This is a genomic window from Mesorhizobium sp. NZP2077 (assembly GCF_013170805.1).
Lineage (GTDB): Bacteria > Pseudomonadota > Alphaproteobacteria > Rhizobiales > Rhizobiaceae > Mesorhizobium.
On sequence record NZ_CP051293.1, the window covers coordinates 2,082,152 to 2,100,364 of the forward strand.

An 18,213-nucleotide genomic window follows, 5' to 3' on the forward strand; every position below is an offset into this window, starting at 1 on the left:
CGTAATCGTGCCGGACAAACCGGATCGGAATGCGATTGAAGTAGTAAACGTCAGCAAAATTTTCGGATCGGGTGAGGGGCAGGTCGCTGCCCTCGACACGGTCTCGGTATCGATCCGCGAGAATGAGTTCTTCACACTGCTGGGACCATCCGGCTGCGGAAAAACGACGTTGTTGCGGCTGATAGCCGGCTTTGATTTTCCGAGTGCCGGCGAAATCCTGCTCTACGGCCAGGACATCGCGCCGCTGCCGCCGTTCAAGCGCCCGGTCAACACCGTCTTCCAGTCCTATGCACTGTTTCCCCACATGACGGTGGCCGACAATATCGGCTTCGGCCTGGAAATGCTGGGTAAGCCGAAGGCGGAGATTACGGCGCGCGTCGCCCAGATGCTGAAGCTGGTCAAGATGGAGGCGCTGAGCAATCGCCGCACCAGCCAGATCTCCGGCGGCCAGCAGCAGCGCGTGGCGCTGGCCCGGGCATTGGCGCCGCAGCCGAAAGTGCTGCTGCTCGACGAACCGCTCTCCGCACTCGACTACAAGCTGCGCAAGGAAATGCAGATCGAGCTGAAGCGGCTGCAGCACGAGACCGGCATCACCTTCATCTTCGTCACCCACGACCAGGAAGAAGCGCTGACCATGTCGGACCGCATCGCTGTCATGTCGGCGGGCAAGATCCTGCAGGTAGGCGCGCCGCGCGACATCTACGACCGACCGGCCGAACGCTTCGTCGCCGACTTCATCGGCGAGACCAATTTCCTCAAGGGTGCCGTGGTATCGAAGAAATCCGGCGTCGCCACCGTGAAGCTCGCCTCCGGCGCGACCGTGGCGGCAGGGTTCCCGGAAAACTTCGATCCCTCGGGTGCAGTCACGGTCGTCGTGCGGCCTGAGCATGCGGATCTGATCGCCGATGTGTCCAAGGGCACGGTCGCCGGAACTCTGGAGAATATCGTCTATTTCGGCACGGATACGCACTACCACGTCAAGCTCGACGGCGGTGACAACTTCATCGTGCGTTACCAGAACAGCCGGTCCGGCGCAGTGACATTCGAGACGGGCGCCAAGGTGGGCATCGTGTTCGAAGACGACGGCGCGCGGATACTGAAGGACTGATGACAATGGCGCTTTCCCAAGCCGCGTTGTTCGAAGCCAAGGCCGAGAAAGAAAGCGCCAGGCGCAACCGCCTGCTTTCCCTGCCGGCGCTGATCGTCATCGGAATTTTCGGCGTGCTGCCGCTGCTGATCATCCTGGTCTATTCGTTTCTCCAGGCCGCACCCTATGGCGGCGTGCAGTGGAAGTTTTCAACGGACGCCTATCTGAACTTTCTGTTCCAGCAGGATATTTTTGACGACACGCTGCAGTTCACGCCGGATTTCCTGATCATCTATCTGCGCTCGTTTCTGTTCGCCGTGGTGACGACGGTGATCTGCCTGTTGCTGGGTTTTCCGACCGCTTACTTCATGGCCACGCGCACGCCGGCGCAGCGCAACTGGTGGGTGTTGCTGATCACCATCCCGTTCTGGTCGAACCTTCTGGTGCGCACGCTGGCCATCATGTTCATCATCCGCGACGAAGGCCTCATCAACAATCTGCTGATCGGGCTTGGCGTGATCGATAAGCCGATCATCATGCTCTACACCAACTTCGCAATCCAGCTCGGCCTGCTCTACTCGTTCCTGCCGTTCATGATCCTGCCGCTCTATGCCAGTCTGGAGAAACTGGATTTCCGGCTGGTCGAGGCGGCCAACGACCTCTACGCGACGCGCCGGCAAGTTCTTTGGCGGGTGATCATTCCGCTGTCGCTGCCTGGCATCATCGCGGGTTGTCTGCTTGTATTCATTCCCGCGCTCGGCGCCTATGTGACGCCGCTTATCCTTGGCGGCGGCATCCACCTGATGATCGGCGATCTCATCGCCCAGCAATTCGGTTCCGGGCGAAACTGGCCGCTCGGCTGCGCACAGGCGCTGATCCTGATGGCCGCTGTGCTGGTCGCGCTCTACTTCTACGTTCGCACCACGTCGGGGAAGATCCAGCATGGCTGATCCCCGCAACGTCGATATCAAGGACCAGCCCGGGTTCCGCACGATCGCCATCATCTGCGTTGCCGTGCTTTACGTCCCGATCCTGATCCTGATGATCTTTTCATTCAACACGGGTTCGCTAGTCACCCATTGGGAGGGCGTCGGCCTGACCTGGTACGGCACTGCACTGCTCAATGAGGAATTCCACAACGCCGCCGAGAACACGCTGATCATCTCGGTGAGCGCGACGATCGTTTCGACGATCTGCGCCACGCTGGCGGCGATCGGTATGACACGGGTGAAGCCGTGGCGTGGCCTGCCGGCCGCCTTCATGGTCATCAACCTGCCCCTGATGGTTCCCGAGATCATCACGGCAGTGGCGACCTTGTCCTTCTTCGCCCTGATCGCCGGGGCCTTCGGTCTGAATTTCGGCATCGGCAATCTGATCCTCGCCCATACGGTATTCTGCATTCCCTTCGCCTACATGCCGATTCGGGCGCGTCTCGAGGATATGGACCTGACGCTCGAATCCGCCGCCGCCGATCTCTACGCCACGCCGTGGCACGCGTTCCGGCGCATAACACTGCCGTTGCTTGTCCCCGGCATCATGTCGGGCGCGGCACTCGCCTTCATCGTCTCCTTCGACGATTTCACCATCACGCAGCTCGTCGCCGGCCCCGGCCAGACGACCCTGCCTCTCTACATCTGGAACCAGATCAGGCGGCCGATGACGCCGGAGATCAATGCCATCTCCACCATCCTGCTCCTGGTCTCGATCCTCTTCGTCTCGGTATCGTTCCTGATCGCGCGCCGACGCGCCAAGTGAATCAATGGGAAGGCAAAGGAGAACAAAAAATGTCTAGGAAACTGATGGCTGCCGTTTCGACGGCAGTGCTGTTGTGGGCGGTGCCCGCACTCGCCGATGGCGAGCTGCATATCTACAATTGGGGTGACTACACCAATCCCAAGCTGATCGAAAAGTTCGAGAAACAGTACAACATCAAGGTCACGCTGGACGACTATGATTCCAACGAAACCATGCTGTCGAAGGTGCGCGCCGGCAATTCCGGCTACGACATCGTGGTGCCGTCCGACTACACGGTGAAGATCATGGTCGATGAGGGCCTGCTCGAAAAGACCGAGCCCAACGCGATGCCGAACGGCAAGAACATCGATCCGCGTTTCGTCGACATCTATTGGGACAGCGGCCGCCACTACACTGCGCCCTGGCAGTTCGGCACCACGGCGTTCGCCGTCAACACGGACAAGTTCAAGGGCAACATCGACACGCTGGCCATCCTCTTCGACCCGCCGGCGGAGCTGAAGGGGCAGATCAACATCCTCGACGACGTCAACACCGTCATGCATGCGGCCGAGCGCTATGCCGGCGTGCCGCGCTGCGGTGCCGACAAGGCCAATCTGAAGAAGGTCAACGACATCCTGACGGCCGCCAAGCCGTCCTGGAAGACCTTCAGCTACGACACCATCACCAAGATCACCTCCGGCGACGTGATCGTGACGGAACAGTGGAACGGCGCGACCTATCGCTCGCGGCAGAAAATCCCGGCCATCAAATATGCCTATCCGAAGGAAGGCATCGAAGGCTGGATGGACAATGTCGCGGTGCTGAAGGGCGCCAAGAATCTCGAAAACGCCAAGCTGTTCCAGGATTTCATCATGGCCCCGGAAAATGCGGCGCTGATCTCGGAATTCGCCGGCTACGACAATGGCATTGCCGGCAGCCACAAGTTCCTGCAGGCGGATTTCGCCAATTCGCCGGAGATCAATCCGCCGGCAGGCGCGCCGGTGGCGGAATTCGTTCCGCCCTGTCCGCCGGATGTGGTGGAAATCTACAACAAGATCTGGACCAATCTGCGCAAATAGGTTCGGTCTAGAATCCAGCGGAAGGGAGGCTTCGGCCTCCCTTCTTTGCGACACGTCGCATGTTGTGGGCATGCGACGCGTTAAATTCTTGTTTTCATGCAAGTCGTCTTCCCAAAACCGCTACGCACTTTTGGGCGACATGCATCGTTGGAGGGTTCCATGACATCTTACCGGAACAGCGATCCGGCGCCGCCGATCATGCAGGGCTCGCCGCCCGCCATGGTGCCGCCGAAGCTCGACTGGGACCGGCCGCCATGGAACCGCTGGGCGTTCCAGCACATCAGGGAAATTCTGCCGACCGCCGAAGTCTGGCGCGGCAATGGCCATCGACACCGTCTCGAACGCGCCGAGGTCGATCTCGACGGGCTGGAGGTCGAGGACAGCGAGGGCAAGCCGACAACGCTCGCCGGGCTGCTCGACGAGACCTATACCGATGGGTTTCTGGTGCTCAAGAACGGCAAGGTCGCCTATGAGCGCTATTTCAACGGCATGGACGAGCGTACGCTGCATCTGTCGCAGTCGATGGCCAAGTCCGTCACCGGCGCGCTGTTCGGCATACTGGCCGGACGGGGCCTGATCGATCCGGCCAGGCCGGTGACCGACTATCTGCCGGAGCTGGCGGAGACCGGCTGGGCCGGCGCGACTGTCCAGCATGTGCTCGACATGACGAGCGGCGTGCGCTTCTCCGAGGAGTATACCGACCGCTATTCCGATATCGGCCAGGTCGATGTCGCCACCGGCTGGAAGCCGGTGCCGCCGGGCAGCGATCCGGCCTTCCGCTGGCCCTCGCACATGTTCGAGCTGATCCTCGGTTTGAAGGATACGGTCCGCCCACACGGTGCCGCGTTCGAATACCGCTCGATCGAGACCGACGTGCTCGCCTTCATCATGGAACGGGTGACGGGCAAGCGTCTGCCGCAGCTGGTTTCCGAAGAGCTCTGGCAAAAGCTCGGCGCCGACGAAAGCGCCTGCTTCACCGTCGACAGCGCTGGCTATGCCGTGGCCGATGGCGGCTTCAACGCGACGCTGCGCGACTATGGCCGCTTCGGCCAGATGATCCTCGACAATGGCGGCGGCATCGTGCCGGCCGACTGGATCGAGGCGACGCGTAACGGCAAGCATGGGGCGGACTTCGGCCCCAGCCTGCCTGAAGGCAGCTACCGCAACCAGTTCTGGATCGAGAATCCGCGCTCGCGCGCGCTGATGTGCCGGGGCGTGTTCGGACAGATGATCCATATCGACTGGAATTCCGGAATGGTCGTGGTGAAGCTGTCGACCTGGCCGGATTTCAGCAATCTCGCCTACGGCATGGCGACGCTGAAGGCGGTGCACGCCATCGCCGCCGCGCTGAGCTGAGACCCCACAAGAAACGACCTGGAAAGAAACGCCATGACCGGCAAGACCGCGTTCGAGACCCGCTACTGCTTCCGCCGCAATGACGTGTTGCTCTCCAACTGGCGCGAAAGCCCCTTCAATCGATGGTCGTTCCAGAACCTAGGCGAATTGGTGCCGACGGCGCGTGTGGCGGCAACGCCGGGCGGGACCGAAGCACCCGCACGGGATATGGGCGGCCTGCTCGGCGAAAAGGTTTCGGTGGCCAGCGCGCCGGAGACAGTGGCCGAATTCCTCACGCGCTCCAGCACCGACGCGCTGACGGTGATGAAGGGCGGCAAGATCATTGGCGACTGGTTCGCGCCGCATATGGATTTCGGCGCTCGCCACATCATCTTTTCGGTCAGCAAGTCGCTCACCGCCATCATTGCCGGCATATTGGAAGGCGAGGGGGTGTTCGATCCGGAAGCGCCGGTAACGCAGTACATTCCCGAAGCCGCCGGCTCGGCCTATGGCGATGCCAGTTGCCGGCATGTGCTCGACATGAGCGTCAGCCTCGATTTCGAGGAGGCCTATCTCGATCCGGAAAGCGCCTTTGCCCGCTACCGCCGCGCCACGCTGTGGAACCCGGGCGGCGGCACGGAAAGCCTACGCGAATTCATCCTGAGCCTGCAGCGGCTGGCCGAGCCGCATGGCCAGACCTTCCGCTACCGTTCGCCCAATTCCGACCTGCTCGGCCTGCTGCTCGAACGCGCGTCGGGCCAGCGCTTTACCGAGCTGATGCGCGAGAAGCTATGGCTGCCGCTTGGCGCCGTCAGCGAAGCCTCGATCGGCGTCGACATGGAAGGCACGGCACGCACCGCCGGCGGCATTTCGGTGACACCGCGCGACCTGGCGCGTATCGGCGAGATGATGCGGCAAGGCGGCACGGTCAATGGCCGCCGCGTCGTGCCCGAGGCCTGGGTGCGCGACACGACCAGCACCGGCGGCAGTGCGGACGCCTGGCAGCGTGGCGCGATGCTGCCGCTGTTTCCCAAGGGCCGTTACCGCAACAAATGGTACCAGACCGGACACGAGAACGGCGCCTATTGCGGTATCGGCATCCATGGTCAGTGGCTCTATGTCGATCCCAGGACCGAGGTCGTCATCTCCAAGATGTCGTCGCAGCCGGAGCCGGTCGATGATCCGCTGGATGTCGAGATTGTCGCTTTCTTCGAGGCGCTGACCCAACGGGTCTGAATCGTCCGGCGCGGTTACTTGCCGCAAGGTTTCTTGTGGACCGCCTGCGACGGTTGAAAACGTCGCGGTTGGCGGGGCAGGCATCTACGCCTATGGTCGCCGCTCTTTCCACAAATGCAGGAACGACATGGCATCCGACATCAAGCGCATCGCAGCCATCATCGCGGCCGAGATCAAGGCGCGGCCTGAACAGGCGGCCGCGGCGATCGAATTGCTCGACGAGGGTTCGACAGTGCCGTTCGTGGCGCGTTACCGCAAGGAAGTCACCGGCGGGCTCGATGACACGCAACTGCGCGACCTTGCCGAGCGGCTTGCCTATCTGCGCGAACTCGATGCGCGCCGCGACACGATCCTGGGGTCGATCCGTGAGCAGGGCAAGCTGACCGCTGAGCTTGAGGGCAAGATCGCTGCCGCTGCCACCAAGGCGGAACTGGAAGACATCTACCTGCCCTACAAGCCGAAGCGCCGCACCAAGGCCGAGATCGCCCGGGGGCGAGGGCTGGGGCCCCTGGCGGAGGCCATCCTTGCCAACCGTTCGCTGGTGCCCGCCGAGCTGGCGCTGACCTATGTGACCGAGGAGGTCGCCGATGCCAAGGCGGCACTGGAAGGCGCGCGTGACATCCTGTCGGAACAGTTTGCCGAGAATGCCGAGCTGGTCGGCAAGCTGCGGGCCTACATGAAGGAACGCGCCTTCATGCGCGCCCGGGTGGTCGACGGCAAGCAGGAGGCCGGCGCGAAATTCTCCGACTATTTCGACCATGTCGAGCGCTGGGCAAATGTGCCGAGCCACCGCGCCCTGGCCATGCTGCGCGGCCGCAACGAGGAGATACTGTCGCTCGACATCGAGATCGATGCCGACGACACCTCGCCGGTGAAGCCGGTCGAGCGGATGATCGCCAATGCCTACGCCATCGGTGGCAGCCTGCCGGGCGATCGCTGGCTGATGGACGTCGCCGGCTGGACCTGGCGCATCAAGCTCTCGCTGCACCTGACGCTCGATCTGATGCGCGACCTGCGCGAGCGGGCCGAGGAAGAGGCGATCCATGTCTTTGCCCGCAACTTGAAGGATCTGCTGCTCGCCGCGCCCGCCGGATCGCGTGCCACGATGGGCCTCGACCCCGGCATCCGCACCGGCGTTAAGGTTGCCGTGGTCGACGGCACCGGCAAGGTGCTGACAACGACGACGGTCTATCCGTTCCCGCCGAAGAACGATGTGCGCGGCACGCGGGCCGAACTCGCCAAGCTCATCCGCCTGCACAAGGTCGAGTTGATCTCGATCGGCAACGGCACCGGCAGCCGCGAGACGGAGAAGTTGGTCGCGGACATGCTGTCCGACATGCCTTCCGATGGCGGGCCGAAGCCGCTTAAGGTCATTGTCAGCGAAGCCGGCGCCTCGGTCTATTCGGCATCGGCGACGGCGGCGGCGGAATTTCCCGGGCTCGACGTGTCGCTGCGCGGCGCGGTCTCGATCGCGCGGCGGCTGCAGGATCCGCTGGCCGAACTGGTCAAGATCGAACCGAAATCGATCGGTGTCGGCCAGTACCAGCACGATGTTGACCAGTATCGGCTTGGTCGCTCGCTGGAAGCGGTGGTCGAGGACGCGGTCAACGCGGTTGGCGTCGACCTCAACACCGCCTCGGCGCCGCTGCTGGCCCGCGTCTCGGGCCTTGGCGCGTCGCTCGCCGACGCCATCGTCGCGCATCGCGATGCGACCGGTCCGTTCGCCAGCCGCAAGGATTTGCTCAAGGTGCCGCGGCTTGGACCGCGCGCGTTCGAACAATCCGCCGGCTTCCTGCGCATTGCCAATGGCAGCGAGCCGCTCGATGCCTCGTCGGTGCATCCCGAAGCCTATGGCGTGGCCAAGAAGATCGTCGCCGCCTGCGGCCGCGATCTTCGCTCGCTGATGGGCGACAGTGCCGCGCTGAAGGCGCTCGATCCGCGCGTCTTCGTCGACGACCGTTTCGGCCTGCCGACGGTGCGCGACATCCTGGCTGAGCTGGAAAAGCCCGGCCGCGATCCGCGCCCCGGCTTCAAGACCGCGACCTTTGCCGACGGCGTCGACGACATCAAGGATTTGAAGCCCGGCATGCTCTTGGAAGGCACCGTGACCAATGTTGCCGCCTTCGGCGCCTTCGTTGATATCGGTGTCCATCAGGATGGGCTGGTGCATGTCTCGCAACTGGCCGACCGTTTCATCAAGGACGCGCATGAGGTGGTCAAGGCCGGCGACGTGGTGAAGGTGCGCGTCGTCGAGGTCGACATCAAGCGCAAGCGCATCGCGCTCTCCATGCGTAAGGATGGTGGCGAGGGCGGCGCATCGAAAGGCGGGCCGCGCGACAATGGCGGCGGCAGGCCAGCGCCGCGCTCGCCAACACCGCAGCGCCAGCCGGAGCGGCCGGCCCAGCAAGGGGCATTCGGCGCGGCATTGGCGGATGCGCTGAAGCGGAAGTAGCTACCACGCCAGAACCGCCGGCTCCTTCTCAATCTGGCCCAGCAGCCAGTCGCGAAAACTGGCGACCGGCGGATGGCCGCGCTTATCGTGCGGGACGACGAGATAGTAGGCGCTGCGGCTTTGCATGGGTTGGCCGGGCGTGGGAACGAGCTGGCCGCGCTGTAGTTCGCCAGCGATGAGGAGCAGCGGCAGCAGTGCGACGCCGAGGCCAGCCATGCAGGCCTGGGCGGCGGTGCCGAACTGTTCGAACTGCATTCCGGGTCCGGTCGGCGCGCTCAGGCCCTGGTGCTCGAACCATTCGGTCCAGGCGCCAGGACGCGTTGCCATGTGCAGCAGCGGCAGGCGGCCGATATCGGCCGGTGTGGCGATTGCGCGGCCGGCGAGGAATGCGGGCGACACGACCGGCGCCACCGTTTCGCGCACCAACAGCGTCGAGTCCGCCTCCGGCCAGTCCGGCAGACCGTAATGGATCGCCGCATCCAGCCTCTCCCTGGCGAAGTCGAAACGGCCGACGCGGGTGACGAAGTTGATGGTGATGTCGGGATTGTTCTCGACGAAATCAGGGATCATCGGCATCAGCCAGCGCGTGCCGAAGGTCGGTAAAATGGCAAGGTTCAGGATGCCACTATGCCGATTGCTCATCAATCCGAGAGCCGCGTCGCGCAACTGGCCAAGTGCTGAACGCACCGCCTCGGCATAGATCTCGCCTGCTGCCGACAGCCGGACATTGCGGCTGTCGCGCTCGATCAGACGGCGGCCGAACTGATCTTCGAGGAGCTTGATCTGCCGACTGACCGCGCCTTGGGTCAGATCCAGCTCCTGGGCAGCGGCGGTAAAACTGCCAAGCCTGGCCACCGCTTCTAAGGCGGCAAGGGCGCTGATATTGGGCAACAGGCGGCGTTGGACACTCATGATCCATTCCTAGCGCTCATTGATCCATGAAGCAATTTCGTTTGATTTTTTAAGGCCGCGGGTCGATAAGCCGGTCTTCACCCGTTTGAGGAACGACAAGCCATGGCCGCCGACAAGAATGCATTCGTCTGGGAAGATCCGTTCCTGATCGAGGACCAGCTTTCGGAAGACGAGCGCATGGTGCGCGACGGCGCGGCGGCTTTTGCCGCCGACAAGCTGGCTCCGCGCATCGAGGACGCCTATCTCAACGAAACCTTCGACACCGCGATTTTTCGCGAGATGGGCGACGCCGGCCTGCTCGGCATCAACATTCCGGAAGAGTTTGGCGGGCTCGGCGCCAGCTATGTGACATACGGGCTGGTGGCGAGGGAAGTCGAGCGGGTCGATTCCGGCTATCGCTCGATGATGTCCGTGCAGTCGTCGCTGGTGATGTATCCGATCTATGCGTATGGCTCAGACGAGCAGCGCAAGAAATACCTGCCCAAGCTCGCCAGCGGCGAGTGGATCGGCTGTTTCGGCCTGACCGAGCCGGATGCCGGCTCCGACCCGGGCGGCATGAAGACGCGCGCGGAAAAGACCGCCAACGGCTACAAGCTCTCCGGCTCCAAGATGTGGATTTCCAACGCGCCGGTCGCCGACGTCTTCGTCGTCTGGGCGAAGCTGAAGGGCGAGAACGGCAAGGACGAGATCCGCGGTTTCGTGCTGGAAAAGGGCATGAAGGGGCTTTCGGCGCCGAAGATCGGCGGCAAGCTGTCGCTGCGGGCGTCGATCACCGGCGAAGTGGTGATGGAAGGCGTCGAGGTCGGCGAGGACGCGCTGCTGCCCAATGCCATAGGTCTTGGCGGCCCGTTCGGCTGCCTCAACCGGGCTCGATACGGCATTTCCTGGGGTTCGATGGGAGCGGCGGAAGATTGCTGGCACCGCGCCCGCCAGTATGGCCTCGACCGCAAGCAGTTCGGCAAGCCGCTGGCCGGCACGCAGCTTTACCAGAAGAAGCTCGCCGACATGCAGACCGAGATCGCGCTGGGGCTGCAGGCATCGTTGCGCGTCGGGCGCCTGCTGGATGAAGGCAAGATGGCGCCGGAGATGATCTCGATCGTCAAGCGCAACAATTGCGGCAAGGCGCTCGATATCGCCCGCCAGGCGCGTGACATGCATGGCGGCAACGGCATCCAGATCGGCTATCACGTCATGCGCCACGCGCAGAACCTGGAGACCGTCAACACCTATGAGGGCACGCATGACGTGCATGCACTGATCCTGGGACGGGCGCAGACGGGTATTCAGGCCTTCTTTTGAGCTGCGCTGATATTCAGGTGAGGTCGGCCTGACCTTAATCCCAGCACACCTTAAGCCGGCTTCGGCTGCTTAAATTAGGTGCACCGCAACATCTGTGCTTGGAGAATGGCCGGCAGATGTGTCAGGGTTCGGCGAATTATCTGAAACGCCGATCTCCGGGGTCCCATGGCAATTTTGGCAGCCGTCTACCACCTGACCCACTACAAATACGACCGGCCGGTAGTGCTCGGGCCCCAGATCATCAGGCTGCAGCCGGCACCGCATTCCCGTACCAAGGTGCTAAGCCATTCTTTGAAGGTCGAGCCGGCGAACCACTTCGTCAATTTGCAGCAGGATCCCTACGGCAACTTCCTCGCCCGCTTCGTCTTCCCGGAGCCGGTGAGAGAGCTGAAGATCGAGGTCGATCTCGTCGCCGACATGACGGTCTACAATCCGTTCGATTTCTTCGTCGAGCCGTCGGCCGAGACGTTTCCGTTCGAATATCCGGAAGAAATCCGCGACGATCTCGCCATCTACCGCACGCCTGAGCCGGCGGGTCCGCTGCTCTCGGCCTTCCTCAGGACTGTCGAGCGCAGCGCTCCCAACACCGTCAATTTCCTCGTCGACCTCAATGCAAGGCTGCAGCGCGAGATCGCCTATATCGTGCGCATGGAGACCGGCGTGTTCTCGCCGGAGGAAACGCTGGCCGCCGGCAAGGGATCGTGCCGGGATTCTAGCTGGCTGCTGGTGCAGATCCTGCGCAATCTCGGCATCGCTGCGCGCTTCGTCTCCGGCTATCTGATTCAGCTCAAGCCTGACCTCATCGCGCTCGATGGCCCGGCCGGCACATCAGTCGATTTCACCGATCTGCATGCCTGGTGCGAGGTCTATCTTCCTGGCGCCGGCTGGATCGGCTTCGATCCGACCTCCGGCCTGCTCACCGGCGAGAGCCATGTGCCGCTCGCCGCAACGCCGCATTTTCGCAATGCGGCGCCGATTTCCGGCATGGCGAGCTTTGCCAATGTCGAATTCGGCTTCGAGATGCGGGTCGACCGCATCGCCGAGCATCCGCGCATCACCAAACCATTCTCGGATGAAAGCTGGCGGGCGCTCGATGTGCTCGGCAACAAGGTCGATGCAGCACTTGCGGCCGGGGACGTGCGGCTGACGATGGGCGGCGAGCCGACCTTCGTGTCGATCGACGATTTCGAGTCCGCCGAATGGAACACCGCCGCCGTCGGCCCGACCAAACGCGAAAAGGCCGACGCGCTGATCCGAAAACTGCGCGAGCGTTTCGCGCCGGGCGGCTTCCTCCACTATGGCCAGGGCAAATGGTATCCGGGCGAGAGCCTGCCGCGCTGGACCTTCTCGCTCTACTGGCGCGCCGATGGCCAGCCGGTATGGAGCGATCCGTCGCTGATCGCGCGGGAGAAAAGCTCGGCCGATATCGGGCCGAAACAGGCCGAAAGCCTGCTGACGGCGATCGCCGGTGAGCTTGGCATCGACAAGACCATGGTCAGCGAAGCCTATGAGGATCCGGCCGAGTGGCTGCTCAAGGAAGGCAAGCTGCCCGAAAATGTCGATCCGTCCAATTCCAAGCTGGAGGACCCGGAAGAACGCAGCCGCATGGCGAAAGTGTTCGAGCGCGGGCTGACCAAGCCGTCGGGCTACGTGCTGCCGGTGCAGCGCTGGAACAGCCAGGCGTCGGGACCGCGCTGGCGCTCGGAAAAGTGGAAGACACGGCGCGGCCGGTTGTTCCTGGTGCCGGGTGATTCACCGGTCGGCTACCGCTTGCCGCTCGGCACGCTGCCCTATGTGCCGCCGGCGCAATTCCCCTACATCGTGCCGGTCGATCCGTCGTTGTCGCGCGGCCCGCTGCCGGCGCGCGAGGCGATCTTGCCCACAGCGGCTCCAGCCGAACTGGAAGGCGCCGATGAAATGGCGCGCCGCCAGCAGGCGGCCTCATTTACGGCGGCGATCGGCCAGCAGGATCGGATCGAGCAGGAAATCACCGAGATTGGCGGCGCGGTGCGCACGGCACTCTCGGTCGAGCCGCGCGACGGGCGGCTCTGCGTGTTCATGCCGCCGGTCGAGGCGCTGGAGGACTATCTCGAACTGGTCGCCGCCGCCGAGAACGCGGCAAAGGCGATCGGCCTGCCCGTCCATATCGAGGGCTACGGCCCGCCGCATGATTCGCGCCTCAACGTCATCCGTGTCGCGCCCGATCCGGGCGTCATCGAGGTCAACATCCATCCGGCTTCCAACTGGCAGGATTGCGTGGCGACGACGACGGCGATCTACGAGGAAGCGCGGCTGACCCGGCTTGGCGCCGACAAGTTCATGATCGACGGCCGCCATACCGGCACCGGCGGCGGCAACCATGTCGTGGTCGGCGGCGCGACGCCCAATGACAGCCCGTTCCTGCGCCGGCCCGATCTGTTGAAGAGCCTGGTGTTGCAATGGCAGCGGCATCCCTCGCTATCCTATCTGTTCTCCGGCCTATTCATCGGCCCGACCAGCCAGGCGCCGCGCTTCGACGAGGCGCGTCACGATTCGCTTTACGAACTCGAAATCGCCATGGCGCAGGTACCGCATCCCGACACTGGCGCGGCCCCTTTGCCGTGGCTGGTCGACCGGTTGTTCCGCAATCTTCTGACCGACGTCACCGGCAATACGCACCGCTCGGAAATCTGCATCGACAAGCTGTTCTCGCCGGATGGTCCGACTGGTCGTCTAGGTCTCGTCGAGTTCCGGGGCTTCGAGATGCCGCCCAATGCGCGCATGTCGCTGGCGCAGCAGCTTCTCGTCCGCGCCATCATTGCCCGCGCGTGGAAGAACCCGCTCGATGGCCGCTTCGTGCGCTGGGGCACGTCGCTGCACGACCGTTTCATGCTGCCACATCATGTCTGGGCTGACTTCCTCGATGTGCTCGACGACCTCAAGCTCAACGGCTTCGAGTTCCGGCCTGAATGGTTCGACGCCCAGCTCGAATTCCGCTTTCCGTTCTGCGGCGAGGTCCAGCATGCCGGCATCAAGCTGGAACTGCGGCAGGCGCTGGAGCCATGGCATGTCATGGGCGAGCAAGGTGCGATCGGCGGCACCGTTCGCTTCGTCGATTCCTCGGTCGAACGGCTGCAGGTCAAGACCGAGGGCCTGAACCCGGAGCGCCACGCCATCGTCTGCAACGGCCGCATCGTGCCGATGAAGGTGACGGACAATCGCGAGGTCGCGGTGGCCGGCGTGCGTTTCAAGGCCTGGCAGCCAGCTTCGGGCCTGCATCCGGCGCTGCCGGTCAACACGCCGCTGGTTTTCGACATCTATGACCGCTGGTCGGGCCGAGCGGTCGGCGGCTGCGTCTACCATGTCGCGCATCCCGGCGGCCGCAACTACGACACTTTCCCGGTCAACGGCAACGAGGCGGAAGCACGGCGGCTCGCCCGCTTCGAACCGCGCGGCCACACGCCATCTGGCTATGTGCTGCGCGAGGAACAACCATCGGAAGATTTCCCGATGACCCTTGACCTCAGGCGGCCGGCAAGACTCTGATCAGCGATGGCAAAGGGGAATCACAAAAGGCTACGCGGCAAGCCGCAGATCCACAGCCTGCTGGAGCACTACCAGCCGATCGACGGCGTCGTCGACGAGATGGTCGACGCTGCTGGCAATCCCCGTCCGGTGTGGAAGCATTTCATCGAGGCGCTCGACGAACTCGGTGCCGAAAAGCTCGGCCAGCGCTTTGCCCGCGCCGACCAGTATCTGCGCGATGCCGGCGTCTACTACCGCGTCTACGACAAGGCCGGCGCCAATGAGCGCGAATGGCCGCTGGCGCATGTGCCCCTGCTCATCGAAGACGCCGAATGGGCCGCGATCAGCGCCGGGCTCGTCCAGCGCGCCGAGCTGTTCGAGGAAACCATCGCCGACATCTATGGGCCGAACCGGCTCGTCGAAAAAGGCATACTGCCAGCGGGTTTGATCGCCGCCAGCCCCGAATATTTGCGGCCGGTCGTGGGCACCACGCCGGCCGGCGGCCATTATCTGCATTTCTGTGCCTTCGAGCTTGGCCGCGGACCAGACGGCCAGTGGTGGGTGCTGGGCGACCGCACGCAGGCGCCGTCCGGCGCCGGCTTCGCGCTGGAAAACCGCGTCGCCACCACGCGCGCGCTATCCGACATCTATGGCGAGATGGATGTGCACCGCCTGGCCGGCTTCTTCCGCCGCTTCCGCGATGCTTTGATCGGCATGGCCACCGATGGCCGCGTCGCCATATTGACGCCGGGGCCGCTCAACGAAACCTACTACGAACACGCCTATATCGCCCGCTATCTCGGCATCATGCTGCTCGAAGGCGAGGATTTGACCGTTTCCGGCGGCAGGCTGATGGTGCGCACCGTTTCCGGCCTGATGCCGATCAGCGTGCTGTGGCGCCGCCTCGATGCCGCCTTCGCCGATCCGCTCGAACTGCGGTCGGATTCGCAGATCGGCACGCCGGGGCTGGTCGAGGCTATCCGGCAAGGGGCGGTTTCCACCGTCAATGCGTTGGGCTCCGGCCTGATGGAGACGCGGGCGCTGCTCGCTTTCCTGCCCAAGATTTCACGCGCCCTCCGGGGTGAGGAGTTGTTGCTGCCGAGCGTCGCGACATGGTGGTGCGGGCAAGCGACCGAACGTGCCCATGTGCTGGCCAATATCGACCGCATGGTGGTCGGCCCGGCGCTGTCGACAAGGCTTGCCTTCGAGGATGATGGCCAGACCACGCTCGGCTCGGCACTGTCGGCCGGGGAGCGGGCCGAGCTGGTGGCACGCATCGAAAGCGATGGCGGCGCCTTCGTCGGCCAGGAAGCGGTGACGCTGTCGACAACGCCGGTCTTTGTCGGCGGCTGGCTGGAGCCGCGGCCGGCGAGCCTGCGGGTCTATCTGGCGCGCACGTCCGAGGGCTGGACGGTGATGCCGGGCGGGTTTGCCCGCGTCGGCCTGTCGCTCGACCCGACGGCGATCGCCATGCAGCGCGGCGGCCAGGCGGCTGACGTGTGGGTGGTCAGCGACAAGCCGGTAGAGCGCGAGACGTTGCTGCCGCAGGAGGGCGACAGCTTCACGCGCACCAGGCCGGGCAGCCTGCCCAGCCGCGCGGCGGAAAACCTGATGTGGCTCGGCCGCTATATCGAGCGCTCGGAAGACACTGTGCGCATCCTGCGCGCCTACCATGTGCGGCTGGCCGAGACCTCCGATGCGGATATGCCGTTGCTTGTCGACGTCAGGGATTATCTCGAACCGTTCGGCATCGACGTCGAGACGGCGATCCCGTCTGGACTGATAGGTACGCTGGACAGCGCCGTCTACAGCGCCGGCCAGATCCGTGACCGCTTCTCGCCCGATGGCTGGCTGGCGCTCAAGGACCTGTCGAAGACCATCCATCAGTTTGCCACGACCGTAGCGCCGGGCGACGACGCGACGCGGGCGATGACGGTGATCCTGCGCAAGCTCGCCGGCTTTTCCGGCCTGCTGCATGAGAACATGTACCGCTTCGCCGGCTGGCGCTTCCTCGAGATCGGCCGGCGGCTCGAACGCGGCATCCAGATCGCCCGTACGCTGTCCCGGCTGACCCGCGCCAAGGCGCCGGACGGCGCGCTCGACATGATGCTGGAGATCGGCGACAGCGTGATGACCCACCGCCGGCAATATCCAGTGCAGGCGGGCCGGCGCACGGTGATCGATCTTCTGGCGCTCGATCCACTCAATCCGCGCTCCATCCTGTTCCAGTTGGAAAGGCTGAAGGCCGAGATCGGCCTGTTGCCATCGGTCGGCGGCGAGGGGCACATGTCGCCGGCGGCCAAGGAGATCCTGCAGCTCAACACGGCCATCGCCATCAAGGAGCCATCGGACATGACGGCAAAGGCGCTGGACGAACTCGCCTATGAAATCGGTGGTCTCTACAACAGCCTCGCCAAGGCCTATTTCGGCTAGAGCAATCCAGGAAAAGTGTGAAACGGTTTTCCGTCCGGAATTGCGTCGAAACAAAGAGTTGGCCAGGTTCCGCAAAAGTGTCGCACGGTTTTGCGACAAGAACCTGCGGCAGAACAAGAAAAGTAGGCATGCTTTACGACATCAGGCTTCATCTCCATTACGATTATGCAGCGGCGGCCGGCGGCGGCCGCCACCAGATCCGCGTGCTGCCGTCGACGATATCAGGCGTGCAGCGCGTCATCGCGGCATCCCTGTCCTTCGCGCCGGCACCCAATGAACGGTCGGATTTTTCGGACTTCTTCGGCAACAACGTCACTTCGATCGCCTTTCGCGACGCGCATGATGAACTTGACATAAGGATGAGCGCCCGCGTGTCTGTGTCGCGGCCCGAGCCTGGGCTCGACGTGTCGCCAGATATAGGGCGGCTCAGGCAGGAGCTGGCCGTGGTGCGGTCCCTGGCGTCTGCGTCACCGCACCATTTTCTGGCAGGAAGCGCTCACTCCGGCATCGATGCAGCGATCACAGCCTACGCACGCGACAGCATCGCCGGCTCGGCCGCCGGTACGGCAATGAACCTGTGCAACCGCATTCATCGCGATTTCACCTATGATGGTGACGCAACCACGGTGCGAACCCGCGCCAGCGATGCGTTCAAGCTGAAGCGCGGTGTCTGCCAGGACTTTTCGCACATCATGATCGCCGGGCTGCGGGGGCTGGGCATTCCGGCCGGCTACGTCAGCGGCTTCCTGCGCACCATCCCGCCCAAGGGCAAGCCCCGGCTGGAAGGCGCCGATGCAATGCATGCCTGGGTCAAGGTCTGGTGCGGCCGCGACGCCGGCTGGCAGGAGTTCGATCCGACCAATGGCATGCGAGCCAGCAACGACCATATCACTGTCGGGTATGGCCGCGATTATTCTGACGTCGCGCCGATCGTCGGCGTCTTGAAAACCACCGGCGGACAGGTGGGCGAGCAGGCTGTCGACGTCATTCCGGTCGCGCTCGAAAAGGCGTGAAAACGGGCTGAGCACACGCCAGGCATTCCGCCGCTGCAATTCTGGGCGGACTTAAGCGACTTCTCAAACATCGAAGGCGCCGCTAATCTCTATTCGTTTCGAGGGGACAGCCATTGTTTTGCTAAAGCG

General features: G+C 63.7%; 12 protein-coding genes. 11 read left to right on the plus strand and 1 reads right to left on the minus strand.

Translation table 11 applies throughout. From position 1 onward, the window contains the following. Window positions 1-7: 7 nt before the first annotated feature. The 7 genes from HGP13_RS10250 to HGP13_RS10280 all read left to right on the plus strand — a co-directional run bounded on the left by HGP13_RS10250 (window position 8) and on the right by HGP13_RS10280 (window position 8,923). Entirely contained in the window at window positions 8-1,108 is a 1,101-nt protein-coding gene (locus tag HGP13_RS10250; protein WP_172224792.1) for an ABC transporter ATP-binding protein, read from the plus strand. Next, window positions 1,108-2,037: an ABC transporter permease gene (locus HGP13_RS10255; RefSeq protein ID WP_172224794.1), complete on the plus strand. Its 930-nt coding sequence runs from the start codon at window positions 1,108-1,110 to the stop codon at window positions 2,035-2,037. The genes HGP13_RS10250 and HGP13_RS10255 overlap by 1 nt, the downstream gene beginning before the upstream one ends. After that, window positions 2,030-2,842: an ABC transporter permease gene (locus tag HGP13_RS10260; protein ID WP_027060103.1), complete on the plus strand. Its 813-nt coding sequence runs from the start codon at window positions 2,030-2,032 to the stop codon at window positions 2,840-2,842. The genes HGP13_RS10255 and HGP13_RS10260 overlap by 8 nt, the downstream gene beginning before the upstream one ends. A gap of 29 nt (window positions 2,843-2,871) precedes the next feature. Then, entirely contained in the window at window positions 2,872-3,900 is a 1,029-nt protein-coding gene (locus tag HGP13_RS10265) for an extracellular solute-binding protein (protein ID WP_172224796.1), read from the plus strand. 159 nt (window positions 3,901-4,059) lie between these two features. Beyond that, window positions 4,060-5,256: a serine hydrolase gene (locus tag HGP13_RS10270; protein ID WP_172224799.1), complete on the plus strand. Its 1,197-nt coding sequence runs from the start codon at window positions 4,060-4,062 to the stop codon at window positions 5,254-5,256. Between the two features lie 33 nt (window positions 5,257-5,289). Next, the gene (locus HGP13_RS10275; protein WP_172224802.1) at window positions 5,290-6,471 is read left to right on the plus strand and encodes a serine hydrolase; all 1,182 of its coding nucleotides are present in this window, start codon (window positions 5,290-5,292) and stop codon (window positions 6,469-6,471) included. Window positions 6,472-6,598: 127 nt separating this feature from the next. After that, the gene (locus HGP13_RS10280) at window positions 6,599-8,923 is read left to right on the plus strand and encodes a Tex family protein (RefSeq protein WP_172224805.1); all 2,325 of its coding nucleotides are present in this window, start codon (window positions 6,599-6,601) and stop codon (window positions 8,921-8,923) included. Here the strand turns inward: HGP13_RS10280 and HGP13_RS10285 are convergent, their stop codons facing one another. Beyond that, window positions 8,924-9,835: a LysR family transcriptional regulator gene (locus HGP13_RS10285; RefSeq protein ID WP_172224808.1), complete on the minus strand. Its 912-nt coding sequence runs from the start codon at window positions 9,833-9,835 to the stop codon at window positions 8,924-8,926. A gap of 102 nt (window positions 9,836-9,937) precedes the next feature. Between HGP13_RS10285 and HGP13_RS10290 the strand changes: the two genes are divergently transcribed. From HGP13_RS10290 to HGP13_RS10305, 4 genes are all read left to right on the plus strand, one after another. Continuing rightward, on the plus strand, window positions 9,938-11,134 hold the full coding sequence (locus tag HGP13_RS10290) for an acyl-CoA dehydrogenase (protein ID WP_172224811.1): 1,197 nt from the start codon (window positions 9,938-9,940) through the stop codon (window positions 11,132-11,134). A 165-nt stretch (window positions 11,135-11,299) separates the two neighbouring features. Next, window positions 11,300-14,659, plus strand: a complete 3,360-nt coding sequence (locus HGP13_RS10295; RefSeq protein ID WP_172224814.1) for a transglutaminase family protein — start codon at window positions 11,300-11,302, stop codon at window positions 14,657-14,659. 6 nt (window positions 14,660-14,665) lie between these two features. Next, entirely contained in the window at window positions 14,666-17,071 is a 2,406-nt protein-coding gene (locus HGP13_RS10300; RefSeq protein WP_172224817.1) for a circularly permuted type 2 ATP-grasp protein, read from the plus strand. 128 nt (window positions 17,072-17,199) lie between these two features. Continuing rightward, on the plus strand, window positions 17,200-18,084 hold the full coding sequence (locus HGP13_RS10305) for a transglutaminase family protein (protein WP_172224820.1): 885 nt from the start codon (window positions 17,200-17,202) through the stop codon (window positions 18,082-18,084). Window positions 18,085-18,213: the final 129 nt, after the last annotated feature.